Genomic DNA, 25,833 nt, shown 5'->3' on the forward strand with positions numbered 1-25,833 from the left:
TGTCTCAGGAGGGGTGATGGCACACCCTCATCTGAAGGCTTGAGCAAAACAGAAATGGACTGCGCTCGCACAAGCACTTCAGAATCCCAAGGTTTCAATCGTGGGAGTGTCAAAAAGCGCTTGTATGGCATGTATCCTCTTTGGATGGTGTGGGTCACAGCGGCGGTGATTTTCAGTCGTTTGGGCGTCCCAATCATCGGATGGATGGTTTACGGTGTCTGTTCGGCGATGTTAGGGTGGCATCATTACACGACACGTCGACAGCTCGAGCACGTTGACCCAAATCAGCCGACACGAAACGACATCTCACGGTTCTACCGCTCGTACGAGAGGAGTACATATGGTAACGAAAGAAACACGAATTAAACAGTTGTTGGAGCAAGACGACGTCCATTGGCGCTGGCGCTGGGGCGTTTGGTTTGTCGGGATCGTCGTGACGATTATTGTGAGTGGCGCTTCCCCGAGATGGGTGCCATTCAGTACGCTCGTCCTCTTTTTCCCGTACCTCTGCTTGGAGTGGCGGAAGACGAAACTGTTACTGACGTTCAATGAGGATCGACGATACAGTCGGCTCATCTATTTCGAGTTTGCCTCCCTCTGGCTTCAGTTTGTTGTGTATCTCGGCCTTGTGATTGGCTATCTCGCGGAAAGCCTGTCGCTGCCATGGCTGCTTGGTATCATCGGTGGGGTCTCGACGTTGACGTTCGGGGTCTCGCGTTTCTTGCAGCGACGCATCCGTCAGATTGACCCGGCACACGTCACGAATAAGCAACTGTCGGTCGCGAAAGAAGAGCGATTGGAAGCATATCGCGCAGGTCTATGATTCGTCATGGCCTTTTTTTTCATGGTTCAGGACATCTGTCCTTTATCGAAGCTGTCCATTATTGTTAACTAAAGAAAAAAAGGAGGAGATGGAGATGCGCGGTGTCTTGTTCGCCATCAGCGGTGGATTCTTTTTGACCTTACAAAGTGTGGCCAATGCCAATATCAGTTCTGCAATCGGCACGTGGCAGGCGGCGACGCTCACCCAGCTGACCGGTTTTATCGTGGCGCTCCTCATCATGCTCCTCGTCCGCGACCGGACTTATCGCGAGATGCGACATGTGAAGCCACTCTATCTGTCAGGCGGAGCCTTCGCGGCGCTCATCTTGTTCAGCAACATGACGGCCGTGCATACGCTCGGCGTCACGCTCACGATTTCGTTGTTTTTAATCGCCCAGCTTGCCCTCGCCCTCGTCATTGACGGACGAGGCTGGTTCGGGATGGTGCGGCGTCGCTTGAACGTCACGCAACTTGTCGGTGTGGCGATGATGGTTGCCGGGGTGGTGTTGTTGAAATGGTAGGGAACGAGCAAGTGGAACGCTACATGAGCCAAGTCGGGCTCGACGAGGTGTTGCCGCGTGCGGCGTGGCCGGATTTGGCGCTCGTCCGTTACGCACCGGGGGCGACGATTTGTACGCAAGGTGACGCAGCCCATGCACTCCGCTTTCTCGTCAACGGGAAGATTCGCGTCTCTCACACGTCGGCTGCGGGGAAGCGGCTCGTCTTGTCGTTCAAGCAACCGCTCGACTTGATTGGGGACATCGAATATGTGCAGCGGACTCCTTATTTGAACACGGTCGAGGCGGTGACGACCGTCGAGATGCTCGTCATTTCGTTCGAGGCGCTGGCGCGTCACGCGACTGAAGACGTCATTTGGCTCAACTACTTATTAGCGGAGATCACCCGCAAGTTCGAGCGAAAGTCGCAATCGATGAGCTTCAACTTGTTTTATCCGGTCGACGTCCGGCTCGCGAGTTATTTGTTGTCGATGACGCCCGAGACGACGACACTTGGCTCGACGGTCGATGAGTTGACCGACATCGCCGATTTGATTGGGACGAGCTATCGGCACGTCAATCGGACACTCAAACGCTTCGTCGAGGACGGGTTAATTGAACGGGACAGACGGTCGATCACGGTCGTCGATCGGAATCGTCTAATTGATATGGCGGGAGAGAGTATTTATGAGTGAGGAGGGAAACGTATGGCCATCGGGATGATGCTTGCCGTGTTCGGCGGGATGCTCGTCTGTATCCAAAATACGTTCAATGCGAACGTGAAGCGACGTGTCGGGGCTTGGGCCACGACGACGCTCGTTCTCGGGCTTGGCTTTCTCGCCTCGCTCGTGGCGGGACTAATCAGTGACGGGACGGCCTTGTTTGCCGTCACCGGAATGGAGACGTGGTATTGGTTCAGTGGCATCATCGGGGTCGGTGTCGTCATGAGCGTGACACAAAGCGTCGAGCGGCTCGGCCCGAGTTACGCCATCTCCATCGTCATGGTGTCACAAATCCTGTTCGCGCTCCTCTGGGACACACTCGGCTTGTTCGGGCTCGAGGCGATTCCGTTCACGTGGAAGACGGTCGTCGGCATCGTCTTGATTGTCGGCGGAGTATTGCTGTTTCAATTGAGCGGGAAAGAAAAAGTATTGAACGAGCGTGTCCGACGCGTCGGATGACGTTAAAATGACTTACCGCAACTATGACAAGTCTGCCCGTGTTCCTGCCTTCTGACGGAGGTTTGGCAATGCGGGCATGTTGTCGTTTGCGACTCTCTCGGATAAAACGTCGAACGATGCTCGAAAGGGGAGCGGTGATGCGGTTTCCAGCTGAAGAGGATGAACACGACGGCACCGAGTAAAGCGATTAAGATGAGGATATCCATATGAAAGCCTCCTAATTATTGGTATGCTATTCTTATGTACGCAACTCGCAAGCATTTGGTTTCAGGGGGAATGAAAAAATGACACGTGAAGAACGAGTCGAACAATTATACGTACGAAACCGAACGGGAATCGTGATGTTAATCGGCACATTCTTAATCGGACTCGCAGGCGGATTATGGCTTTTCACGGGAGGCGCATATGAACAGATCGCCGCATTCGTCTTCTTTTTCGTCGTCGCGTTGCCGCTCGGTTTCGTGGCTTGGCGGAAGACACGGACGCTATTGACGTTCAATGAGGATCAACGCTATCGGCGCTGGATTCGCTTTAAAGGGCTTTTGAATTTCGTCTTACTGTTTGGCATGATGGGGATGATGTCGCTCTTTGCATCAGGGTTCGTCCCGTTATCGTTGTTCACAGGGACTATAGTGAGCTTGGCGATCGGCTATTTGTTTATCGAGATGGTGGTGGACCGGCGCCTGCTTCAAATCGATGACGAGCACGTCGTCGACAGTTTGCTCGGATTGACGAAACGGGAGCGGATGAAACGGCATTGGGAAGAAGAATGAGAGTCTCACACCAAGCTCGCATGGAGAAGATGACGAGGCTAGAGAACGTTGCAATTTGTTCAGGCCTGCTTATCTTCATTCTTGTCTTAATCACAGGGTATCTTTTATATGCGGTCGGGATGTGGACGAGCGTTCTGTTGTTCACAATCTTTTTAATGATTCATGCAGGACTGTTGTTCTGGGGTTGGGCACGGATGAGACTGTTGTTTCGTTTCAATTCGAATAAAACGTATCGACGTTATGTTCAAATCGAAGGAGTAGGAGTGCTGCTAACAGTCGTTGCACTCTCTCTATTTGTTTGGGGCGGTGTCATGCAAGTAAATCAGAACATCGCCTATTCTTGGCTCGGTACGTTGATTATTTTGCCATTCGTATATATGTCAGCGTGGGTGGACCGTCGTTTAAAAGAAGTCGACTCAGAGCATGTCACATATCAAGAACTACGGAAGCAGAGAAGACTAATGAAAGTAGGGAAACGATGAATATATGGAGACAAGACCCGGACGACCCGAATCGGTTACCCGAGTTAACAGAAGATGTATTGAAAGAAGTCGAGGCGCGCCTTGGGGTGAAACTCCCAGATGATTATCTTGAAGCGATTCGCATCCAAAACGGTGGTGGAGTCGAGCCACGTGACTTGCCGATTGTGTGGAACGGACAAGACGACATCGCCCTCGTCGATTCGATTGCCGGCGTCGGTCTGTCGGACGGCTTGATCCAATCGAAGGCGCTATTGACCGAGTGGGGCGTCGAGGATGAGCGATTGATCGCCTTCGCGGGCGATGGACACTTCTTCCTCGCGTTCGACTATCGCGAGAGTGCGACGCCAAAGATTGCGTATATCGACACGGACACGGAAAAGATTGACGTCTTGTTCGACTCGTTCCGCCAATTCACGGAAGCGCTCACGACGGTCGAGTTCGAGCCGTTCACGGGACTCGCCGACGGAGAGGCGTTTATCGATTATGCGCGACGACAACTGTACAGCACCGATAAGAGTGAGAAAGCGAAGGGGGCGAACACGTGGGCGAACGGAGTCGACATGCTTGGTGCAGACGAGCTCGTCACGGAACTGCTGACATGGATGAATGATGAGACGCTCCGGGTCACGGCAATCTGTACGATGCAACATTTGATTCTCATGCGGAAGATTGAAGATGACGCGTCGATCGACGCCTTCTTGGAGGCACTTCGACAGAACGACGACCCGTTCAGTAAACAAAGTTACGAGGAAACGAAGTACATCGTCGAGAATGATATTCCGTTTGAGTGAAACCTTTCGCACGACTGATTCGTAAAAGAAGGAAATGAGATTTAGCTAGGAGGATTGGATGATTGACCACACGGTAAGACTAGAACGCATGATTGAGAACGACCGCAAACGACAAAAACAAACGCTGTATCCGACATTCGGATTCATCGCGCTGTTCATCATCTATTTTATGACGACGGATGTTCTTTTATTGTTGCCTATCATCTTAGTCGGACAGTTTCCGATACTCTATAAGAGTTGGCATCGGATGAAATTGCTCCTCACGTTCAATGACGATACCCGCTATCAAGAAAAGGTACGTTCCGAGTTTGGATTGGCCGTCGGGAACCTTGTCTTCCTCTTGTTGTTGATCACGAGCTCGATCCTCGGGTGGATCACGTTACTCACGTTCATCATCGTCGTGTTAGTCGGCTTGATCACGTTCATCGTGCTCGGCTATCGCATCGACCGCGAGTTGAAAACGATTGACCCAGATCATGTAACCGGGACAGAGCTCAGCAAGGCGCAACTCGAGCGTCAAAAACGAAAGACATCATGATGGGGGGAAATCAATATGGTTGAAAAAGAACAACGCATCAAACAAATGGTCGAGAACGACCGCAACGTGAACAAAACGGCGCTCTTGCTCACGTTCATGATTTTAGGGATCGCCTTTTTCTTTATCTTCACGCAAGAAATCTCGCTCGCGACGTTCGCCGTCATCATCATGGCGACCCAGTTGCCGAGCCTATATCGAGCGTGGCACCGGATGAAACTGCTCAAGACGTTCAATGACGAGGCGCGCTATCAAAAATACGTCCGTCTCGAATTTGGGATCGTGCTCGCGAACGTCATCCTGCTCGGTCTGTTTATTGCCATCGCCTGGTCGATCGAAGGGTCGCTCGTCGTGTTTGCGGTCATGTTGCTCGCCCTGTTCATCCCGTTCATTGTTTTGTCGGTGTGGGTGAACCGGAAGCTCGAACTGATCGATCCGAACCATGTGAACAATCACGAGCTCCGGATGGCACATCGGGAAGCAACGAAAAATCGGCTTAACTGACAAGGAGGAAGATGGATGAACCGGACACTGCTCGCTTGCTTATTCGCTCCGCTCCTCCTGCTCGCCGCATGTGGCGAACAAGGACGAGAGCTCGTCGTCGGCACGTACAAAAATGAAGAGACGGTCGTCTTCTCAGAGACGTCGGTTCAAGACGAAGCCGACATTAACCGCTTCATCGAGATTGTGGAAGCGAGTCCTGCGATTGAGGTTGAGATGGAAGGGTTACCCGACTACGTCGTGACGATCAACAACCCGGCGGAGTCGACGATGGAATTGATGGTGAACATTTGGGAGGACGAAGCGGGAACGATGCAGTTCACGAGAGGGCTCGCTGGAGAAGACGTGTTTGAGATGAATCCAACCGATGCCGAAGAAGTCCGTGATCTCCTTCAGTTAGAAGAATGAGTAAGACGAAAGTAGATGCGAAGCGATGCAATTAACAGATAGTATGTGGCAACTGATCAATTTCGTCCTACCGTTTTGTGCGGCATGGATTGGCTTCATGGTCGTCTACCGTTGGATGGAAAAATAGAACCCAGCCTCTGATTCGTCAGAGGCTGGGTTTCTTATGAAAACATACCAATCAAACAGCCGCAGATGACCATGCCGGCAGTATAAAACTTGAAGCGATGCCGTTCCCAAAATGATTCGGTCATCGTGTCATCACACCGTCGCGCTTCGCGATCTTATCGCTCACTTGTTGGCCGCTGAGCGTGACCATCGGCATCCCGCTGCCCGGATTGACCGTGCCGCCGACGAAGTACAGATTCTCATACAGTTCACTTTTCTTCTTATGCTTGAATCCGCCGTTCTGGTTTTTGTCCGACACGGTCCCGTAAATCGCACCACGGTCTGACCCGTACATGCGCTCGATGTCGTGCGGCGTCCAGACGTTCCGCGTGACGATGTTGTCACGTAGGCCATCCATTCCCATCCGTTCGAGCTTATCGAGCACCCGTTCCTCGAACGCCGCGTAATCGGCCTCGGTGAACGGGTCTTCTTGAATGTACGGGATGTGCGGCAAGATTTTAATGTTCTCATGTCCCGCCGGTGCTTGGGTCGCATCGGTCTTGTTGACGTTCACCAAATAAATCGTCGGGTCGTCCGGCAACTCGTGTCTGTCGAAAATCTTCTCCATCTGCTCTTGTAAGTTTTCTGAGAAGAAGAAGTTGTGGTGTGCGAGTGCCGGGTATTCTTTTTTGACGCCGAGATGGAGCACGAAGCCGGAGCTGGCCGGTTCGTATTTGTCGACGAGTTTGTCGACGAACGCCTCTTCGACATCAACCATCTTTTGATAGAATGGGATGACTTCCATGTTCGAGACGTAGTAATCGGCAGAGCGGAGTCGTCCGTCCTCGAGCTCGATCGCCGAGATGTTCCCGTTGAGCGTATGGGCCCGAACGACGCCTTGTCCGGTGTTTAGCTTGACGCCGATCTCTTCGGCGAGTGTTGTCAAACCTTCGGCGAGCTTATGTGTGCCACCTTCGACGTACCAACACCCTTGCGCGTGCTGCATGTAAATCATCATGTTGAGGACGGCAGGGGCGCTATATGGCGACGACCCGACGTATTTGACGTAATACGACAGCATCGTCCGGAGGTGCGGGTTGCTGATTCGTTTCGAGATGGCGCTGTACATCGTCGACGCCAAATCGAAGCCCATGAGCGTCGCAATCGGACCGATTTGCGTGACCGCCTCGAGCGGCGACTCGAACCCATCCTTTAAGTAACTGCGCTCTGTCGTGTTATAAATGCGCTTAGCGTAGTTTAACAGCTTGCGATACTCGTTGATATCTTTCTTCGAGAGCGACGGGTTCGCGCTCGCCATCACGTCGAGGTCATGATACAGGTCGAGCACTGTGCCGTCCGGGAAGAACGAGCGCCATTCGAGGTCTAACCGCTTGATCGGCACGTAGTCTTCCATCCGTTTGCCGCTCCCGGTGAACAACTTCTCGAAAATTTGCGGCATCGTCAAAATCGACGGACCGAGGTCGAATCCGAACCCGTCTTGCTCGAGCCGGTTCACTTTCCCTCCGATATGGTCGTTCTTTTCATATAAAGCCACGTCATAGCCTTTTTGTTTGAGCGAGATGGCTGCCGAAATCCCGCCTAGCCCGCCCCCGATGACAATCACTGACTTGTTCACGCTCTGCATACACGTACCGCCTCTTTCCGACATGATTTATGAAACGCTTATTGATTCATTTGCCACTATTGCCTCTATTCCCTGCACGCACACTTCTGAACATTCAATTTCAGCACATTGCGCCTTCAAAATACGTTGTCTCATCCTTTGATCGAACGGTTCAACTACAACAATCGTATAAAAATTGGCGATTGTTGTGTCTGAATCGGGAGACTATACTAAAGCTAACTCAACACACTGTCTAGGAAATATAGGATGACGTGAAAAAGGAGTAGGCCCATGGATATCCATATACACGACGTCACGAAATCATTTGGCAAACAGATTGCCATCGACCACGTCGGCTTCACTATCAACTCAGGGGACATTTGTTGCCTGCTCGGTCCGTCCGGTTCGGGGAAGACGACGCTCATCCGGCTGATGATCGGCGCGTTGAAAGCAGACGAGGGGATGATTCAGCTCGGGGAGAAGGTCATGCCGAGCATGGATATGCTCCACAAGATCGGCTTCATGCCGCAAAACGACGGGCTGTACGACGATTTGTCGGGTGAGGCGAACCTCGAGTTTTTCGGGTCCATTTATAAGCTCGGCAAGACGAAGCTCCAAACGCGTATCACAGAAGTGCTCACGCTCGTCGATTTGGCGGATGACCGGAAGAAACTCGTCCGAAATTTCTCGGGCGGGATGAAAAAGCGGCTCTCGCTCGCAATCGCCATCCTGCATCAGCCCGACGTCTTGTTTTTAGATGAGCCGACCGTCGGCATCGACCCAATTTTACGCCGCCAGATTTGGGATCAGTTTCAGACGATTCGGGCGACCGGAACAACGATCATCGTCTCGACTCATGTCATGGATGAAGTGCAAGAATGCGACCGGGCCGCACTCATTTATAACGGACGCTTGATTGCCTATGACACGATCCCGCATCTGTTAGGTCAGACAGACAACGGTCGCGTCGAGGAACTGTTCCTCATCGCCGGACGACAAGGAGGGGCGGGTCATGCGTAACTTGGCGAAACGCGTCATCTTTCAGACGCTGAACGACAAGCGGAGCGTCGCCTTGATTTTGATTGCGCCGCTCCTCATCTTGACGCTCGTCTACTTCTTGCTCGGGGACTCGGATTATGTCCCGGTCGTCGTACTCGATGAGAACGCACAAACGCAACTCGTCGAGGCGTTCGAGGCCGAGACGCTCGATGTCCGGTTGGATACGTTCGACAATCCGTTCGGCTACTTGGAAGACAATCCAGACGTCGATGCGGTGTTCGAAGCGACGCAGGCAGGGACGACGATCACACTCCGGGAACCGTCGACGAAGTCCTCGAAGGCGGTAAGAGAGATGCAAACGGCGCTGTCGACGTTGAATCCGGCGGCTGATATCGAGATGAATTATGTATACGGGGAAGAAGGGCAATCGACGTTCGATTCGTTCGGTTACGTGTTCTTGTCGCTGTTCTCGTTCTTCTTCGTCTTTATCTTATCGGCGATGGCGCTCGTGAAAGAACGGAGCGGCGGCACGCTCGAGCGTCTCCTCATGACGCCGTTCAAACGGGGACAGGTCATTTTGGGCTACACGATCGGCTACGGCGTGTTCGCCGTCGTGCAGTCGGTCATCATCGTGCTCTATACGATTTACGTGCTCGGCCTGACCTCGGTCGGCAATATGGCGTGGGTCATGTTGGCGATGCTGCTCATGGCGGGGACAGCTGTCTTGTTCGGGGCGACGATTTCAGTGTTCGCCCGCTCTGAACTTCAAGTCGTCCAGATGATTCCGTTCACAATCATCCCACAAGTGTTCTTCTCCGGACTCATCCCGCTCGATCTCATCCCGTATGGTCTCGGCAATTTGAGTTACGTCATGCCGATTTTTTACGGGGCGACCGCCATCAAAGAAGTGATGGTGTACGGGAGCGGCTTGTCCGGAATCTGGCCATATTTACTTGGACTCGTCATCTATGCGGGCGTGCTCTACTCGCTCAACATGCGTGCACTCGGGAAGTATCGAGGGCATTAAAAACAGAATTCGAACGCTATGCTCAAACCCCGTTCAGACGTCCCATTAAAATCGTATCGTAGTAGAGAACGTCACGAAGTCGCTTGTCGTGTCGCAATCTACCTTCGACTTCGAAGCCGTAACGCTCATAGAGAGCGACGGCTTTTTCGTTCGTTGAGAGGACGCTCAAGCTAATTTTATAGATATGGTTCGCATCAGCCCAATAGATAGAAGCGCGCAACAGTGCCGAACCGAGACCGAGTCCCCAATAAGCTTGTAGAACCCCGACGCCGAACTCGACGACATGAGCTTTCCGTTTCAATGAGGTGCCTTCACAGCGGGCAAATCCGACGACTTGGTGATCAACTTCAGCGACAAGAAAAACATGATTATCCGTATCGCAATCTATATGAATCAATCGTTCGAACACATGCACATCTAAATACGATTCGCCTGGTTCACGGTCTAAATATTCAGTTTCGCCGTCAATCTGGAGACGGACCGATTCAAGTTGCTTCGCGTCGGCAGTCTTGGCAAGGCGAATGGTACATTGTCGACCATTGCAGATGTAGGTGTGTGGTTGCATCTAAACAAAATCTCCTTTATGTTCATCGATTGTGCTAAAAAAGCATCTGAGCAGATGCCCGGATGCTTAACGTTTGAGAAGTAGAGCGACGCCCGCCACGAGAAGCGCGAGTCCGCTAAACAATCGTACTTGATTGCAAGTCACTATCTTTCACCCCTATATGTCCTGTCATTTTTTGGCGACGCGAAGCTGTGTCCGTTCCATCTCCCGATAGATGGATAAGATTTCGGTGCCGTAGTTGCCTTTTGGCTGCATCGCCCATTTACGATGGAGCGCCGGCCACGTCGTCGCCGATCCTCGTTTCACATAATGGAAGCGTGGGTCGACACGTGTCATGTTCAAGTCGTCCTTGGAGGCGTACGCCTTCAGATGTTGAATTTGGGCCGTCACCCCTTGGTGTGGAGACCGGAAGAAATGGCCTTTCACCCCTTTGCCGACCGTGCCGATGCCTGAGTAGTTATGTTGTCTCGGCAGAACATCGCCCTTATAGCTGAAGTAGCCAGTCTCTTTCAACGCCTGTGCGAACGCGACATCACCGCGGACACCTTCTTTCGCCCCGATGATGATGAATAGCTTCGCCAGCTCCTCGACCGTCACCCCTTCGAGTCGAACGTTATGCGGATTCTTTCGTTTCACGAAATCGGCCATCTGTTGAGGTGTCACAGTGGAAGAACCCATGATTGCACGATTCTCTTTCTTTGATGAGGCTTCTGCTGATGAGAGTGGTACGAAAGACGAGAGTAACAGTAACGCGACGGTCAAACACGTGACGAGCCAGTTTTTCATCATCCATTCCTCCTAAACGATTGAACAAACTATGAAAATAATACCATATATTCACCTTCGAAATTATTTCAATTTGATTAAGAGGGAAAATAACCCAAATTTGAGTTTTTGATTTCAAGACGATTTTCGTTGTTTGTCTGGTGTATTTCTTCCTACTCAGTTATTTTTGAAAAGAAAGAATGACGTAAATAAAGGGAAGAGGCGATGCTCAAGTGACATCAAAGCAAAACATCTAAAACGAAACAAGGAGGATTTAGTTTTATGTTTAAAGCGTACCAGTTCCACATTCAACTGCTTGACAGCCCGACGCCGGTCTGGCGCCGCTTCATTATCCCGGCCGAGACGAACTTCAAACGGCTCCATGACGCGATTCAAATCGTGATGTGGTGGGACGACGCACACTTGGCGAAATTTGAAGATGATTTACGGAAGCCGACGTTCCGATTCGTCTTATTTTCAGAAGAAGTGCTAGATCATAAAGCGCAGCTCGCTTTTTATAAATCGAAATCGGAATTAAGCGAATTTGAAAAAGGAATCTATGAGCTTTACAAGCACGTCTCCGTTCGAGATATGAAAAACGTGAAGTTGCCGACCGTCATCGAGTCGCATCCGACCCTTTACTACACGTATGACTACGGGGATGATTGGAGACATGAACTGACGCTCGAGAAAGTCATCGACGACTATCCACTCCCGTATCCGACGGTGACGGAATGGGAAGGAGAGACGCCGTTCGAAGACGTCGGCGGAATGGAAGGAAATCAGATGATTCACGACATCTTAAAAAATCCGAACCATCCACAATATGAAGAGTATGTAGCAGCATCCAAAGACGTGAAACCTTATCAATTGGATAAAATCAATTTCATGTTGCAAGAGTTTGTGACAGTGAAGCGAGTGAAATGAAAAGCGGCGAATGTCGCTTTTTTTATTTGAACCCTAAAAGAAAATTTAACCACCAAAAGTAAAATAGTGTAATAAAATAAAGGTATAAACACCTGTTTAGTGGAATGTTTTTAGGGCTTAGGGAGGAAGAGAATCGTGGAATACATTGCTCATGTACGCGCTGGAGATGGAGAAATTCAATCCGTTCACCGGCATTTATTGGATACGAAATTTTTAGCTGAGAGATGGGGAGAATCTCTTGGCATCTCGAAAGTTTGTGGTCTTGCAGCCTTGCTACACGATATGGGCAAGTACAGTGATGCGTTCCAACATTACATCCGTCGAGCCGTGTCTGGAGAAAAGGTTAGACGAGGCGAAGTGGATCATGCTACAGCAGGCGGGCGTCTATTGTTCGAGACATTAAAAAGAAAAATGCCGGACCAGTTATTGGGAGAAATCGTGAGCAACGCGATCATATCACATCATGGAAATCTCCATAATTACATTCAAGGTGAGGACTCACCCTTTCTACAACGAGTTGAATTAAAAGTATTGAATGAATACGAGGTATGTAAAAAGCGATTCTTTGATGAAGTGATATCAGAACCAGACTTCATAAATTATGTGGAGGCAGCTTCTCAACAATTGATGAGTTATTTGGAGCGAATCGGACAGACGCTAGTAAACTCCACTTTTCTTACAAAGTTAGTCTTCAGCATTTTGATCGATTCAGATCGAACGAATACAAGACAGTTTGAAGAAAAGGGAGTCGACTCCAGTTTAGCTGTTGATCTACAGATGTTAAAAGAAAACCTAGAGCAACATTTGTCCTCTTTGAAAAGCGATTGTTCAACTATTTCCCCGATAAACGTTCTTCGGCAGCAAATGTCTGAGCAGTGCATGAAGTACGCTGAACGACCGAGCGGGGTTTATACACTTTCGATTCCGACAGGTGGGGGCAAAACGCTGGCAAGCCTACGCTATGCTTTACACCACGCTTCTCATCATCAGAAAAAAAGAATTATTTATGTTGTACCTTTTACGACAATTATTGAGCAAAATGCTCAAGTGGCGAGAGCAGTATTAAACACTGAAGAAATCGTCGAACACCACTCTAATGTCATTCGATTAGATGATGCCTCGGAAGATGAAATGAGTTTACAGGCGAAATTGAATTTAGCAAAAGACAATTGGGACGCCCCCATTATCTTTACGACAATGGTTCAATATTTGAATACGTTCTATGCGAAGGGCAATCGTAATACACGTCGTCTTCATCATTTAAGTGAAGCGGTCGTCATTTTTGATGAAGTGCAAAAAGTTCCTACCAAATGCGTATCGCTATTCAATGAATCGTTGAATTTCTTAAAAGACGGACTAAGTTCAAGTGTGATTCTATGTACGGCTACGCAACCCGCACTAGATTTTGTTAAACATCGGTTAACGAGTGATGGAGAAATGATTCAAGAGTTACCGACCGTCATTGAAGCGTTTAAACGGACTAATATTGAAGTTGTCTCCGAAGACTTTAATACGGAACGACTTGATTTATTCGTGCAAAATCAGAGCGTTACCAATCAAAGCGTTCTAATCATTTTAAACACAAAAACAGTCGTCCGTAGGCTATACGAATCATTGAAATCATCGTTTTCCGAAGATGAAGTTTATCACTTAAGTACATCGATGTGCGCTGCTCATCGAAAGTGCATATTAGAAAAAATCAATGGACGACTTGATGCCGGTAAGAGAGTGATTTGTGTAAGCACCCAACTGATAGAAGCGGGAGTCGATGTGAGTTTCCAATGTGTCATTCGCTCGTTCGCAGGACTCGATTCAATCGCGCAGGCAGCCGGACGTTGCAATCGACATGGTGAGGTAGAACGGCGAACGGTTTACTTAATCAATCACGTTGAGGAAAGTGTCTCCAAATTAACGGACATTGCAAAAGGACAGGAGCTTGTTAAACGATTGGTTGTCGATTTGGAGCGAGATTCGAACGCTTATGGTGGAGAGTTGCTATCCCGGCTTGCGATGCAACGATATTTCCAAGAGTTTTATCAACTCCGTGAAGCTGACTTAGACTACCCGATTAATGGACCGACTGCTGAAACGCTCGCGCCTATGCTGTTTAAAGGAGTTGCAAATCAACATCAAGCGAGTGATACTCCACTCCTGTTGGTCGCTCGTCATCGGACGGTTGCTGACAACTTTCATGTAATCGATCAGAAAACGGACGACGTGCTCGTTCCTTATGGAGATAAGGGAGAAGAATTGATTGCACTCTTGAATGGCGACATCAATTGGGAAGATGCGCGGAAATGGTTGACGGAGTCTCAGCAATACACGATCAGCATTTATAGTAATGAACGACAAGCACTTGAGCAAAATGGGGGGATTGTTTCTTTGCTAGATGGTCGTTTGCTCGTGCTTCAACCATCGGCATACGATGAACAGTACGGGCTAAATCTTTCTCAAGATTCGGAGATGCAAAGTTTATTCATGTGATGAAAGGAGAGAATTATGCGAAATTCGATTGAGTTTAAAGTGTATGGAGATTACGCCTTGTTTACGGATCCATTAACTAAACTAGGTGGCGAGAAAATGTCGTATCAAATTCCTACGTATCAGGCCATCAAAGGGATTGTCGAATCAATTTACTGGAAGCCGACGATTGTCATGGTTGTCGATGCGATTCGGATTATAAAGCCGATTAAAATGGAATCGAAGGGGATGCGGCCAATTGAGTATAGTGGTGGGAATTCTCTAGCGCACTACACATATTTGCGGGACGTGTGCTATCACGTTCGAGCGCATTTCGAATTCAATCCACACCGTCCTGATTTAGCGTTTGATCGAAATGAAGGAAAGCATTATGCCATTCTGAAACGTTCGCTGGAAGCGGGTGGTCGAAGAGATATTTTCCTAGGGGCAAGAGAATGCCAAGCGTATGTAGAGCCCATTGAATTTGATGAAGGGGAAGGTTTTTACGATGGAGTAGATCTTCATTTCGGAACGATGGTTCACGGTTTCAATTATGCCGACGAGACAGGGGTTAATGAACTTGCTGTTCGTTTGTGGCATCCAGTGATGCAAAATGGTGTGATCGCGTTCACAAGACCAGAAGACTGTTCGCTTGTCCAACCCATCAAAAAGATGCATGCCAAACTATTTACAGAAAGTTCGATTGAGTCAGTAGAATCGTTGCATGATCAACTATAGGAGGTGATGGCATGAGCGTTTGGCAACAACTATACGAGACATACAATCAACATCTCGATGAAGTGGGTAAATCAGGAAGTCGTTGGGAAGGGAAGACGTTCACGTTGCTTCCGATTTCTCATACGACACAAACGGCTCATATCACTGTCAATATAACATCTGACGGTGAATTTCACTCATCCGAAGTGATTGAGAAGGGTCATGGGAACACATTGATTCCTAGCACTGAAGATTCATCTAGCAGAGCAGGGAGTGTCATTGCTCCTTATCCGCTACACGACAAGTTACCTTACGTAGCTGGTGACTATGAAGCATTTGGCGGCGTGTATAAAAAAGACAATGCGCATCAAGTGTACATGGATAACCTGAAAAAATGGTCTGAATCCTCTTATGGATTTGATCGGTTGAAGAGTATCTATACGTACTTACAAAAGGGACGACTCATTGAAGATTTAGTGAACGAGAAAGTACTTTTTACAGAGACGGACGGCACGTTGAAATGGACGTGGAAGGATAAAGAAGAAAAGCCACAAATCTACTCCATAGTTACCGGTGGAATGGAAGGAGCGTTTATACGTTTTCATGTTCATTCATCAGAACAACTCTATAAAGAGCCATGGCAAGATTCAGAGTTTTATCAATCTTTTATCGCTTACTACGCTGAACAAGCAGGGGACTCTACATTATGTTTTGTAACGGGGGAACAAAAAGTTGGTTCCACCAAACATGCGAATAAAATCCGTAATGCTGGAGATAAAGCAAAGCTCATCTCGGCGAACGACAGTAGTGGATTCACGTTTCGAGGTCGTTTTGACAAAGCCTCTGAAGCAGCGACGATCAGTTACGAAGTATCGCAAAAAGCACACAATGCACTTAAGTGGCTTATTCAAAGACAAGGGAAACTGATTGACCGACGTGTCTTTCTCGTTTGGGGGAGTCAAGTGACCAAGATGCCGAGTGCGGTGGATTCGACTTTTTCGCTTGCTGCGTTATTTAACGATGTGGAGGAGAAAGAAGTATTCGATACGAACCGAGAAGGTGCACGAGCATTTTCTGACGCACTCATCGGTTATAAAAGAAAATTGCCTCTACAAACAGTGAATATTTTAATACTCGATGCGGCAACGACAGGACGCTTGGCAATTTTGTACTATCGCTCATTTGATCAAGAACAATACTTTAGTCGACTCGAATCCTGGCACACCGAACATCCATGGGAATACGTTTACTTTGATCGTGAGAAAAAACGTCGAACTTTCATCGGTGCGCCATCTTTGCACGATATTGCAACAGCGTCCTATGGCCCGCGAGCTAATGAAAAACTGATAAAAGCTGCTGTAGAAAGACTGATTCCGTGTGTAGTGGACGGGCGTATCGTACCAGATGATATTCGTCGTAGTTTAATTCAACGAGCATCGAATCCGGTAGGTCTAGAAGCTTGGGAGTGGGAGAAAACGTTACAAATCGCCTGTGGAATGATTAACAAGAAAGAAGGGATGAATGTGGCATTAGATTCAAATTTCAAAGATCGAGATTATTTGTTCGGACGATTATTAGCGCTTGCTGACTATTTGGAGCGGAAAGCGCTAGGGAAAGAAAATCGTTCAACCAACGCGATTCGTTACATGAACGCATTTTCTCAAAATCCTGCACGGACATGGATGACGATTCAAAGTGCACTTCAACCATATCAAGCGAAACTTGGTGGGAAAGTGACTTACATTAACAAATTGATTGACGAGGTAGGATCACAACTTGATCCGAGTGATTTTACGAACAAACCGTTATCTGGTAAGTACCTTTTAGGTTTTTATAGTCAGCGACATGAATTGTACCAAAAACGTGAAGAAACAAATTCATCTAACGAGGAGAGTGTTGAAGCATGAACGTGCTAGATCACAAAATCGATTTTACCGTCATTCTGTCTGTTTCTAAAGCAAACCCTAACGGGGATCCGCTCAACGGTAACCGTCCTCGTCAAAACTATGATGGGTACGGCGAGATTTCAGATGTCGCCATTAAACGTAAGATTCGGAACCGTCTCCAAGATATGGGCGAGTCGATTTTTGTACAATCGAATGATCGTCGTTCAGATAGTTATGAGAGTCTGCGGGATCGCGCTGAAGGAAATGAAGAATTAAAGAAGTTGATGAAGGGCAAAGGGATGGGAGAGCAATTTGCACAAGAAGCGTGTGCAGCATGGATGGACGTCCGTTCGTTTGGTCAGGTGTTTGCTTTCAAAGGGGAGAAATCTGGAGTGTCCATTGGTGTGCGTGGCCCTGTCTCCATACACACGGCAACGAGTGTGGCCCCGATCGATATTACGAGTATGCAGATTACGAAAAGTGTGAACTCTGAGAGCGGCAAAGAACGTGGCTCTGACACGATGGGAATGAAACATCGCGTCGATCATGGAGTCTATGTATTGAACGGAAGTATCAATACGCAACTTGCCGAAAAGACAAATTTTACGAAAGAGGATGCTGAGAAACTAAAACAGGTTTTAGTGTCACTGTTTGAGAATGATGCTTCTTCGGCTCGCCCAGAAGGAAGTATGGAAGTGCATAAAGTATATTGGTGGGAACATAGTTCGAAATTAGGACAATATTCATCTGCGAAAGTACATCGGTCCATCTCAATAAAACCAACGACAGAAGAACCAAAAGATTTTTCGGATTATGAAATTCATGTTGCTACACTTGATGGTTTAGAGCCTGAAATTTTGGATGGATTATAAACAAGACGATTCCTATTTGTTGTTGTCGGGCATTCAACATTTTCAGTTTTGTCCGAGACAGTGGGCACTCATCCACATCGAACAACAATGGGAAGAAAACACTCGAACTGTTGAAGGACAGTATTTGCATAAAAAAGCGGATGATTCGCATGTGCGCGAAAAAAGGAAAGATCGACTAATTGTACGTGGGATGGCAATCAAGTCAGAAGCGTTGAACATCAGTGGACAATGTGACGTCGTTGAATTCGTCGAGGATTCGGCTGGGGTTTCTTTATATGGGAACCCTGGTCTGTATCGTCCGGTTCCAATCGAGTATAAGCGAGGGAAGCCGAAAGTCGGTAAAGAAGATGAGCTTCAGTTAGCTGCGCAAGCGATTTGTCTTGAGGAAATGTTCTTATGTCGAATTACTGAGGGGTATCTGTATTACAACGAAACGAAGCATCGTCACCTTGTACTATTGTCAGATTCATTAAAACAAGAAGTAAAAGCAATCGTGACAAAAATGAACAACTATTATCATCACCGACACACGCCGAAAGTAAAAACCGGATCACATTGTAAAAGTTGTTCGCTTCAAAACATCTGCTTGCCAGAATTGATGGTTCGAGAAAGTGTCAGTGAGTATATGGAGAGGAGGCTTCGGGATTGAAAAAGATGCTAAATACGCTATTTGTAAATCAATCGGATGCATACCTTGCGCTTGATGGCGGGAACGTAGTAGTAAAGATAGATGACAAAGTTATAGGCCGAGTGCCTCTCCATAACCTTGAGGGAATCGTTACGTTTGGGTATACCGGTGCGAGTCCTGCATTGATGGGATATTGCGCCGAGAACGGTGTACCTTTGACGTTTATGACAAGGAACGGTCGATTTTTAGCGCGCGTTATTGGTGAAAGCAAAGGCAATGTTGTATTACGCAAAACGCAGTATCGACAGTCTGACTGTGAAATCCAATCGGCAAACCTTGCCCGCAATTTTATTCTGGGAAAAGTGTACAACCAAAAGTGGATGCTTGAACGAACGACTCGAGATTATCCAATGCGAATTGACGTTACGCGTTTCAAAGAGACGTCACAATATTTCTCTAAAAAGTTAATCGAAATTCGAGAATGCGAAGATTTGGAGAGGTTGCGAGGACTTGAAGGAAAAGTGGCGGTTCGCTACAACCAATTGTTTGACGAAATGATTCTTCAGCAAAAAGACGATTTCGTATTTAAAGGACGTTCGAGAAGACCGCCTCTTGATCGCGTGAATGCAATGTTGTCATTCGCTTATAGCTTGTTAGCAAGAGATACTGGCGCAGCGCTCGAGGCAGTCGGACTCGATGCGTACGTAGGATTTTTGCATCGGGAACGTCCGGGACGGATTTCGCTGGCGCTTGATTTGATGGAAGAGCTTCGCGGGATTTATGCGGATCGATTTGTACTTTCGCTAATCAATATGAAAGTCATTCAAGCAAAGCATTTTATTCAAAAGGAGAACGGGGCTGTACTCATGACGGAAGAAGGGCGTAAAGTTTTTCTCTCTTCCTGGCAGAAGAAAAAACAGGAGATGATTCAGCATCCTTACTTAAAAGAAAAAATGATGTGGGGACTCGTACCTTACGCACAAGCGTTACTTTTGGCAAGGCATTTGCGTGGTGACTTAGAAGAATATCCAACTTTCCTATACAAGTGAGGGATGTATGTGCTCGTTTTAGTGACGTATGATGTGAATACTATTTCACCTGGAGGCACGAAGCGGCTTAGACAAGTTGCGAAAGTTTGTCAGCAATACGGTCAGCGCGTACAGAACAGTGTGTTTGAATGCATCGTAGATCAAACTGAATTTACAGCGTTGAAACTGAAATTAAAGGATATTGTTGATGCGGATAAAGACAGTCTCCGATTTTATCGCTTGGGCAATCAACATGCCACAAAAGTGGAGCATTATGGAGCAAAAGAATCTTTAGATTTGGAAGGACCTCTCATTTTTTAAAGGGGAAGTTGTTTTTAGTGAGTGCGAACATGTAGTGCACAGTATTTTCTAGAAAGGTTCGCACCATTTTTTCAGCATATTCCTAGATAAGAGACTAATGATTTTTAAGATTTGTATCCTAAAAAGGATAATATTGTTTCTTGTATTTATTTTTAGTCGGTTTTTTATTTGGAATCGGCTATCGCACCTCACGTAGGTGCGTGGATTGAAATTTTCGATGAACAACAATATTGCATGGGATGGGTTTATCGCACCTCACGTAGGTGCGTGGATTGAAATATCCAGGCGTTCATGTCATAAAGGTCGAGATCTTATCGCACCTCACGTAGGTGCGTGGATTGAAATTCCCACATATTTGACCACCTTCAGCAAGAAGCCGCATCGCACCTCACGTAGGTGCGTGGATTGAAATTTTTTGAAGGTCTTGCAGGTAACGCCGGTACTTATCGCACCTCACGTAGGTGCGTGGATTGAAATTACGACGAGTACGGCGGTCGGGGAATCACTTTCTATCGCACCTCACGTAGGTGCGTGGATTGAAATTCAGCCTCCAGGCGCTTGGTGTAATCGTCCATGCTATCGCACCTCACGTAGGTGCGTGGATTGAAATATGTTGGCTATTACTATAACCCTTTACGTTATCATCGCACCTCACGTAGGTGCGTGGATTGAAATGATTTTGACTATTCGTTCTATTACTCATACAACCATCGCACCTCACGTAGGTGCGTGGATTGAAATCATCAAACAGCTCGCGAAGTCGGGACTGGACGCATATCGCACCTCACGTAGGTGCGTGGATTGAAATAACAAGCGTCGCGTATTTCAATCGACCTGGGAGAAATCGCACCTCACGTAGGTGCGTGGATTGAAATATTTACAAACGGATTGAGCGCGACGATGAGGTCATCATCGCACCTCACGTAGGTGCGTGGATTGAAATGACAGAAAAACAAACGAGTCCCGATGATCTACCTATCGCACCTCACGTAGGTGCGTGGATTGAAATATCTCGATTTGTCATTGAATGATCGTGGCAATTTATCGCACCTCACGTAGGTGCGTGGATTGAAATAATTGCTTGGATGAATTGGGTTATGATTCGGATTTATCGCACCTCACGTAGGTGCGTGGATTGAAATATCCAGTACAGGCCATGAGTCAGTGCGCGACTTTATCGCACCTCACGTAGGTGCGTGGATTGAAATACCTCAGCGTGCGCCTGGTGGATCAACGCCTCCTGATCGCACCTCACGTAGGTGCGTGGATTGAAATCTCCCGGACCACGCTCAACCAATCGAGCGCCGCTGATCGCACCTCACGTAGGTGCGTGGATTGAAATGTTTAGATTGGATGACAAGGGGCAATTCGCTCTTATCGCACCTCACGTAGGTGCGTGGATTGAAATAAAACCAAGAGACGAACGTCCAACTCAAGGTAGACATCGCACCTCACGTAGGTGCGTGGATTGAAATTTCCGGGTGGTTATGTTTATGACCCGACGGAACAATCGCACCTCACGTAGGTGCGTGGATTGAAATTCCACCCCCCTGTTAGTAGGGGGGGCGGAGGACATCGCACCTCACGTAGGTGCGTGGATTGAAATCCTTAGCGCCCGGCATGACCCGCAACTGGAAGGGATCGCACCTCACGTAGGTGCGTGGATTGAAATATCTCGTAACTGTACCTCTGTTCGTACCCAGTTAATCGCACCTCACGTAGGTGCGTGGATTGAAATTTAGACGACCACGCGAAGGACGTCGGGCTCACACATCGCACCTCACGTAGGTGCGTGGATTGAAATTTTGACGACTTTATCCAAATTGACGATATCTTTAATCGCACCTCACGTAGGTGCGTGGATTGAAATAAGTCCAAGCTTGCCCCGAAGCTCCACAAGGACATCGCACCTCACGTAGGTGCGTGGATTGAAATCTCCTGGTGGTACAGGTGACGGTATGACCACTGGATCGCACCTCACGTAGGTGCGTGGATTGAAATATCGTGAGCGAGAGCTCGATGATGTGGGAGACCCATCGCACCTCACGTAGGTGCGTGGATTGAAATACGACAATGGTCCTCTATAAGTTGGTGGACAAATCGCACCTCACGTAGGTGCGTGGATTGAAATATCGGGATCCCGAAGTCACGCTTGGCGTTGCGGAATCGCACCTCACGTAGGTGCGTGGATTGAAATTCATAAGGCACGCCCTACTTGGCGACGATGGATAGATCGCACCTCACGTAGGTGCGTGGATTGAAATAGTTGTTTCGAGCGTTTCATCTTCCACGTTTAGACCATCGCACCTCACGTAGGTGCGTGGATTGAAATGATAAATCCATAGGCAAATCCATATCAATCAGCAATCGCACCTCACGTAGGTGCGTGGATTGAAATCGTTTAGACGACAATACAGCAGTCGCTATCGAATCGCACCTCACGTAGGTGCGTGGATTGAAATTCTTAATTGTTTGACGACCCGTGTATAAACTTGACATCGCACCTCACGTAGGTGCGTGGATTGAAATAGCAACTCCTACGAAGCTGAATATCTCGGTAAAATATCGCACCTCACGTAGGTGCGTGGATTGAAATAGAAAAGAATTGAATGTCGAGTGTGAGCGGGTACATCGCACCTCACGTAGGTGCGTGGATTGAAATTCGATCAGTTCGATTTTGCTATGAAAATCATTTTGGATCGCACCTCACGTAGGTGCTTGGATTGAAATTTCTTGATGTTTGCCATTGTGTCGAATCCTCCTTATCGCACCTCACGTAGGTGCGTGGATTGAAATTCGGAGAACATCGAGGTCATCGCCTTGTCCTGCACATCGCACCTCACGTAGGTGCGTGGATTGAAATTCGCGTAACGTCTGGTAACTCGGAGACTGGATAAGATCGCACCTCACGTAGGTGCGTGGATTGAAATGCCTTCGTCCGTCCAGCTTCGAGCTGTTCCCATCATCGCACCTCACGTAGGTGCGTGGATTGAAATTCGTAGGCGGCCTTGCTTGCCATCGTTTCCGTGATTGCACCTCATGTAGGTGCGTGGATTGAAATTTTGAAATCGAGTTTTTTCACGTCGACGCGCTTATCGCACCTCATGTAGGTGCGTGGATTGAAAAGTCATTATCGGTATCATAAGCATTGACATTTTTAAATGATTTACATCGTTATACAGGAAAATGGACGAACCTCTGAGGAGACTCGTCCATTTTCCTGTACATTAATTTCTTGTCTGTTTAGTTTGCGCGTTTCAGTTCTTTGTTTATATCTTCTTGTTTGAAATCAAGGTTTCGAACATCGACCCGCTTCACGAAGAAGGCGAGGACGAGCGCCAAAATGTTCATGCCGAGGGCGACATAAAACGAGACTTGAATCCCTGAGAGGAGTGCTTGCTGCGTCAACGCGCCCATCGCACTCTCGGTGAGTGTCGCCGGGTCGACGCCGGTCATGAGCGATTCGGCTTCGGTCCGTGTAACTGAGTTCATGATGGTGACGAGGACGGCCGTCCCGATCGCACCCGAAACTTGTTGGGCAGTGTTGTTGATGGCCGTTCCGTGCGGGTTAAGATGCGTCGGCAATTGATTGAGACCATTAGTCATGACGGGCATCATGACCATCGACATCCCGAACATGCGGAGCGTATATGTCATGACGATATACGTGTACGTCGAATCGAGTTGGACGTGAGCGAGCATATACGTCGAAACGGCTGTAATCGTGAGACCGATAATCGACAGCAACTTCGGTCCGAACTTATCGAACAGTTTCCCGGTGATTGGCGACATGATACCCATGATGATGGCCCCTGGGAGGAGCATGAGTCCGGAGTCGAGCGGCGAGATGCCACGGACGCTTTGGACGTAGGCCGGTGTCAAAATCATTCCGGAGAACATGGCGACGGCGTTGACAATCGCAATAATCGATGCGAGTGCGAACATCGGGTATTTATATGCCCGTAGGTCAAGGAGTGGTTTTTCCATGTTGAGTTGACGGATAACAAACGCGATTAAAGCTGCCAATCCGACAATGATGGTCGTCAAGACGATCGGGTTGTCCCAACCGTCAGAACTTGCCGAACTGACACCATACAAGACGCCACCAAAACCGATTGTGGATAAGACGAGTGACAAATAGTCGAGCGATTGTTCTTTGTTTTGCACCATGACGTTCTCTGCTTTCCAAATCGCGAGGGCGAGACCGATGATCGCGAGTGGGAGAATCATTTCGAACAAGACGCGCCAATCATAATACTCGACGATGTAACCCGAGAGTGTCGGACCGATCGCTGGCGCTGAAATCATGACGAGCCCGAAGACGCCCATCGCCGTCCCACGTTTTTCACGCGGGAAACTGACGAGCATGACGTTCATGAGGAGCGGCCCCATCGTCGAGGCGCCGACCGCTTGAATCATTCGTCCTGTGAGCAACCAGCCGAACGTCGGCGAGAATGCAGCGATGGCTGTACCGGCCGCGAAGATGGCCATCGAGGTGATAAAGAGCGTCCGGTTCGAGAAACGTGTGATCAGATAAGCAGACGCCGGAACGAGGACTCCCGTCACGAGCATAAAGCCGGTCGCGAGCCATTGCACGGTCGAATAGTCAGCAATCTCTAAGTCGACCATGATGGACGGGAGCGCGACGTTAAGTAATGAGTTATTCAAGAAGGCGATGAACGCCCCTGCGAACAGGACCGCGAGCATAACATATGGCGGTTTCTTTTGGAATTCTGGTTTCATACGAGTTGCTCCTTTATGTTCTGAATAGTTATATACTAGTAAGTGTTGATGTGATGATTTTATACCCGTTGTACAAATAAATCAACCATTTTGAACCGTTAGTTTAAAATGGTATACTTAAGCTACAAACTAAGCAGAACGGAGCCCGTAAAATATGAAAGATAAGAAACGAAAAGTGGCTGACGTCGCGATGAACTTATTCATTGAGAATGGTGTCCAGCAAACGTCGGTACAGGAAATCATTGAGCGAGCTAATATCTCAAAAGGAACGTTTTATAATTATTTCGCCTCGAAGACAGACTGTGTCGCAAACATCCTTGAAAACTTGCGCTATGACGCGGGGCAACGCCGGATTGAAATGCAGATGGGCCGAGATAAACGTGACAAGGATGTCTTTATCGAACAAATCTCGATCCTCATCCAATTAAATGAAGAACGTAATCTTCATGCCCTGTTCGAGTCAATCATGTCCGCAAATGAACCGGAGTTAAAGAAACTCGTCTTACAGCATCGTGTGTATGAGATTGAATGGCTCGCAATGCGCTTGACCGAAATCATTGGGGAAGAGATTCGGCCGTACTCTGTCGAATTGACGGTACTTTTTAACGGGATGTTGCAGCACATCTTATTCACCCTCCGGATTACAAACACGGCCTACTCGATTCAAAAGCTCGTCCGAAACTTATACACCTATGTGGAGTTAATGGCAGCCCGTATGATTGAGACGAACGAACACATATTGAATCCGGTAACCGTCGATCAGATGCGCGGGACGACGGATAAAAATCTTGTCACGAAAGAAGAATTGATTGAGATGGCCGAACGAATCGGCGCTCACGTGAATATGACGGAGGAACAGGAGGACTTGTTTGAAGCGATTACTTACGAGCTGCATCAACCGCGTCTCCGGAAAATCGTTCTTGAGCAACTGTTGAAGCCGTTCCAACGTCTCTTTAAAGGTGTGACGGGCGAGACAGAAGTCCAAAAATTTACGAACCTCGTCTGGTTATATACGCGGACGCACTAGGCTAAAATTGTATAGATCTGAACCTACTTAAAACTATTTAAGTGGGTTTATTTTCGTTAATCAAATTTAGAAAAATGAAGAGTTGTCTGGGAAATATGGGTAAATATCTATAACGAATCACCCGGATTTAAATTTTAGAGAGGGGGCAT

The 25,833-nt window shown here is 48.0% G+C and carries 26 protein-coding genes and 1 CRISPR repeat array; of the genes, 21 read left to right on the forward strand and 5 right to left on the reverse strand.

Annotated elements, in window-relative coordinates; genetic code table 11:
* Positions 1-197: hypothetical protein (locus KNP76_RS11300; RefSeq protein ID WP_214844583.1), on the reverse strand; the 197-nt coding region annotated here is incomplete at its 3' end.
* A 143-nt stretch (positions 198-340) separates the two neighbouring features.
* On the opposite strand from KNP76_RS11300, the gene KNP76_RS11305 reads away from it, so the two are divergent.
* The 10 genes from KNP76_RS11305 (at position 341) to KNP76_RS11350 (ending at position 5,990) form a co-directional block, all read left to right on the forward strand.
* Positions 341-823, forward strand: coding sequence for a hypothetical protein (locus tag KNP76_RS11305; RefSeq protein WP_214844584.1), 483 nt, complete (start codon positions 341-343; stop codon positions 821-823).
* A gap of 94 nt (positions 824-917) precedes the next feature.
* Positions 918-1,343: a DMT family transporter gene (locus tag KNP76_RS11310; protein ID WP_214844585.1), complete on the forward strand. Its 426-nt coding sequence runs from the start codon at positions 918-920 to the stop codon at positions 1,341-1,343.
* Positions 1,337-2,014, forward strand: a complete 678-nt coding sequence (locus KNP76_RS11315; RefSeq protein WP_214844586.1) for a Crp/Fnr family transcriptional regulator — start codon at positions 1,337-1,339, stop codon at positions 2,012-2,014. Before KNP76_RS11310 ends, KNP76_RS11315 begins: the two co-directional genes overlap by 7 nt.
* Before the next feature lie 12 nt (positions 2,015-2,026).
* Positions 2,027-2,500 (forward strand): DMT family transporter, encoded by a 474-nt coding sequence (locus KNP76_RS11320; protein ID WP_214844587.1) that lies wholly within the window; start codon positions 2,027-2,029, stop codon positions 2,498-2,500.
* 284 nt (positions 2,501-2,784) lie between these two features.
* The gene (locus KNP76_RS11325) at positions 2,785-3,273 is read left to right on the forward strand and encodes a hypothetical protein (protein ID WP_214844588.1); all 489 of its coding nucleotides are present in this window, start codon (positions 2,785-2,787) and stop codon (positions 3,271-3,273) included.
* Positions 3,270-3,755: a hypothetical protein gene (locus KNP76_RS11330; protein ID WP_214844589.1), complete on the forward strand. Its 486-nt coding sequence runs from the start codon at positions 3,270-3,272 to the stop codon at positions 3,753-3,755. Before KNP76_RS11325 ends, KNP76_RS11330 begins: the two co-directional genes overlap by 4 nt.
* Positions 3,752-4,546, forward strand: coding sequence for an SMI1/KNR4 family protein (locus KNP76_RS11335; protein WP_214844590.1), 795 nt, complete (start codon positions 3,752-3,754; stop codon positions 4,544-4,546). Before KNP76_RS11330 ends, KNP76_RS11335 begins: the two co-directional genes overlap by 4 nt.
* Before the next feature lie 58 nt (positions 4,547-4,604).
* Complete coding sequence (locus KNP76_RS11340) at positions 4,605-5,084, forward strand: hypothetical protein (RefSeq protein WP_214844591.1); 480 nt, start codon at positions 4,605-4,607, stop codon at positions 5,082-5,084.
* 15 nt (positions 5,085-5,099) lie between these two features.
* Positions 5,100-5,585 carry a hypothetical protein gene (locus tag KNP76_RS11345; RefSeq protein ID WP_214844592.1) on the forward strand — a complete coding sequence of 162 codons (486 nt, stop codon included), beginning with the start codon at positions 5,100-5,102 and terminating at the stop codon, positions 5,583-5,585.
* Between the two features lie 15 nt (positions 5,586-5,600).
* Positions 5,601-5,990 (forward strand): hypothetical protein, encoded by a 390-nt coding sequence (locus tag KNP76_RS11350; RefSeq protein WP_214844593.1) that lies wholly within the window; start codon positions 5,601-5,603, stop codon positions 5,988-5,990.
* 247 nt (positions 5,991-6,237) lie between these two features.
* Here KNP76_RS11350 and KNP76_RS11355 read toward each other — a convergent pair whose 3' ends face one another.
* Positions 6,238-7,740: a phytoene desaturase family protein gene (locus KNP76_RS11355; protein WP_214844594.1), complete on the reverse strand. Its 1,503-nt coding sequence runs from the start codon at positions 7,738-7,740 to the stop codon at positions 6,238-6,240.
* A 270-nt stretch (positions 7,741-8,010) separates the two neighbouring features.
* Here KNP76_RS11355 and KNP76_RS11360 point away from each other — a divergent pair, with 270 nt between their 5' ends.
* Positions 8,011-8,739 (forward strand): ABC transporter ATP-binding protein, encoded by a 729-nt coding sequence (locus KNP76_RS11360; protein ID WP_214844595.1) that lies wholly within the window; start codon positions 8,011-8,013, stop codon positions 8,737-8,739.
* Positions 8,732-9,745: an ABC transporter permease gene (locus tag KNP76_RS11365; RefSeq protein WP_214844596.1), complete on the forward strand. Its 1,014-nt coding sequence runs from the start codon at positions 8,732-8,734 to the stop codon at positions 9,743-9,745. Before KNP76_RS11360 ends, KNP76_RS11365 begins: the two co-directional genes overlap by 8 nt.
* Positions 9,746-9,767: 22 nt before the next feature.
* Here the strand turns inward: KNP76_RS11365 and KNP76_RS11370 are convergent, their stop codons facing one another.
* Positions 9,768-10,310, reverse strand: coding sequence for a GNAT family N-acetyltransferase (locus KNP76_RS11370; RefSeq protein WP_214844597.1), 543 nt, complete (start codon positions 10,308-10,310; stop codon positions 9,768-9,770).
* 168 nt (positions 10,311-10,478) lie between these two features.
* Entirely contained in the window at positions 10,479-11,096 is a 618-nt protein-coding gene (locus KNP76_RS11375; RefSeq protein ID WP_251137456.1) for a glucosaminidase domain-containing protein, read from the reverse strand.
* Between the two features lie 261 nt (positions 11,097-11,357).
* On the opposite strand from KNP76_RS11375, the gene KNP76_RS11380 reads away from it, so the two are divergent.
* The 8 genes from KNP76_RS11380 (at position 11,358) to cas2 (ending at position 19,914) form a co-directional block, all read left to right on the forward strand.
* Entirely contained in the window at positions 11,358-12,002 is a 645-nt protein-coding gene (locus KNP76_RS11380; RefSeq protein WP_214844599.1) for a plasmid pRiA4b ORF-3 family protein, read from the forward strand.
* A gap of 135 nt (positions 12,003-12,137) precedes the next feature.
* The gene (gene cas3, locus KNP76_RS11385; protein WP_214844600.1) at positions 12,138-14,486 is read left to right on the forward strand and encodes a CRISPR-associated helicase Cas3'; all 2,349 of its coding nucleotides are present in this window, start codon (positions 12,138-12,140) and stop codon (positions 14,484-14,486) included.
* Between the two features lie 15 nt (positions 14,487-14,501).
* Positions 14,502-15,200 (forward strand): type I-C CRISPR-associated protein Cas5c, encoded by a 699-nt coding sequence (cas5c, locus tag KNP76_RS11390; RefSeq protein WP_214844601.1) that lies wholly within the window; start codon positions 14,502-14,504, stop codon positions 15,198-15,200.
* Between the two features lie 11 nt (positions 15,201-15,211).
* Positions 15,212-17,086, forward strand: coding sequence for a type I-C CRISPR-associated protein Cas8c/Csd1 (gene cas8c / locus KNP76_RS11395; RefSeq protein WP_214844602.1), 1,875 nt, complete (start codon positions 15,212-15,214; stop codon positions 17,084-17,086).
* A complete protein-coding gene (gene cas7c / locus KNP76_RS11400) occupies positions 17,083-17,937 on the forward strand; it encodes a type I-C CRISPR-associated protein Cas7/Csd2 (RefSeq protein WP_214720125.1) in 855 nt (284 codons plus the stop codon). Before cas8c ends, cas7c begins: the two co-directional genes overlap by 4 nt.
* Positions 17,927-18,586 carry a CRISPR-associated protein Cas4 gene (gene cas4, locus KNP76_RS11405; RefSeq protein ID WP_214844603.1) on the forward strand — a complete coding sequence of 220 codons (660 nt, stop codon included), beginning with the start codon at positions 17,927-17,929 and terminating at the stop codon, positions 18,584-18,586. Before cas7c ends, cas4 begins: the two co-directional genes overlap by 11 nt.
* Entirely contained in the window at positions 18,583-19,614 is a 1,032-nt protein-coding gene (gene cas1c, locus KNP76_RS11410; RefSeq protein ID WP_214844604.1) for a type I-C CRISPR-associated endonuclease Cas1c, read from the forward strand. Before cas4 ends, cas1c begins: the two co-directional genes overlap by 4 nt.
* A 9-nt stretch (positions 19,615-19,623) precedes the next feature.
* Entirely contained in the window at positions 19,624-19,914 is a 291-nt protein-coding gene (gene cas2, locus KNP76_RS11415) for a CRISPR-associated endonuclease Cas2 (protein WP_214720128.1), read from the forward strand.
* Between the two features lie 180 nt (positions 19,915-20,094).
* Positions 20,095-23,040: a CRISPR direct-repeat array (repeat unit 32 nt; unit sequence ATCGCACCTCACGTAGGTGCGTGGATTGAAAT).
* A 117-nt stretch (positions 23,041-23,157) separates the two neighbouring features.
* On the opposite strand, the gene KNP76_RS11420 is transcribed toward cas2, so the two are convergent.
* Positions 23,158-24,657 (reverse strand): DHA2 family efflux MFS transporter permease subunit, encoded by a 1,500-nt coding sequence (locus tag KNP76_RS11420; RefSeq protein WP_214844605.1) that lies wholly within the window; start codon positions 24,655-24,657, stop codon positions 23,158-23,160.
* Between the two features lie 154 nt (positions 24,658-24,811).
* On the opposite strand from KNP76_RS11420, the gene KNP76_RS11425 reads away from it, so the two are divergent.
* Positions 24,812-25,684 (forward strand): TetR/AcrR family transcriptional regulator, encoded by an 873-nt coding sequence (locus tag KNP76_RS11425; RefSeq protein ID WP_214844606.1) that lies wholly within the window; start codon positions 24,812-24,814, stop codon positions 25,682-25,684.
* Positions 25,685-25,833 lie beyond the last annotated feature (149 nt).

It is taken from the genome of Exiguobacterium sp. s150, assembly GCF_018618435.1.
Classification (GTDB): domain Bacteria; phylum Bacillota; class Bacilli; order Exiguobacteriales; family Exiguobacteriaceae; genus Exiguobacterium; species Exiguobacterium alkaliphilum.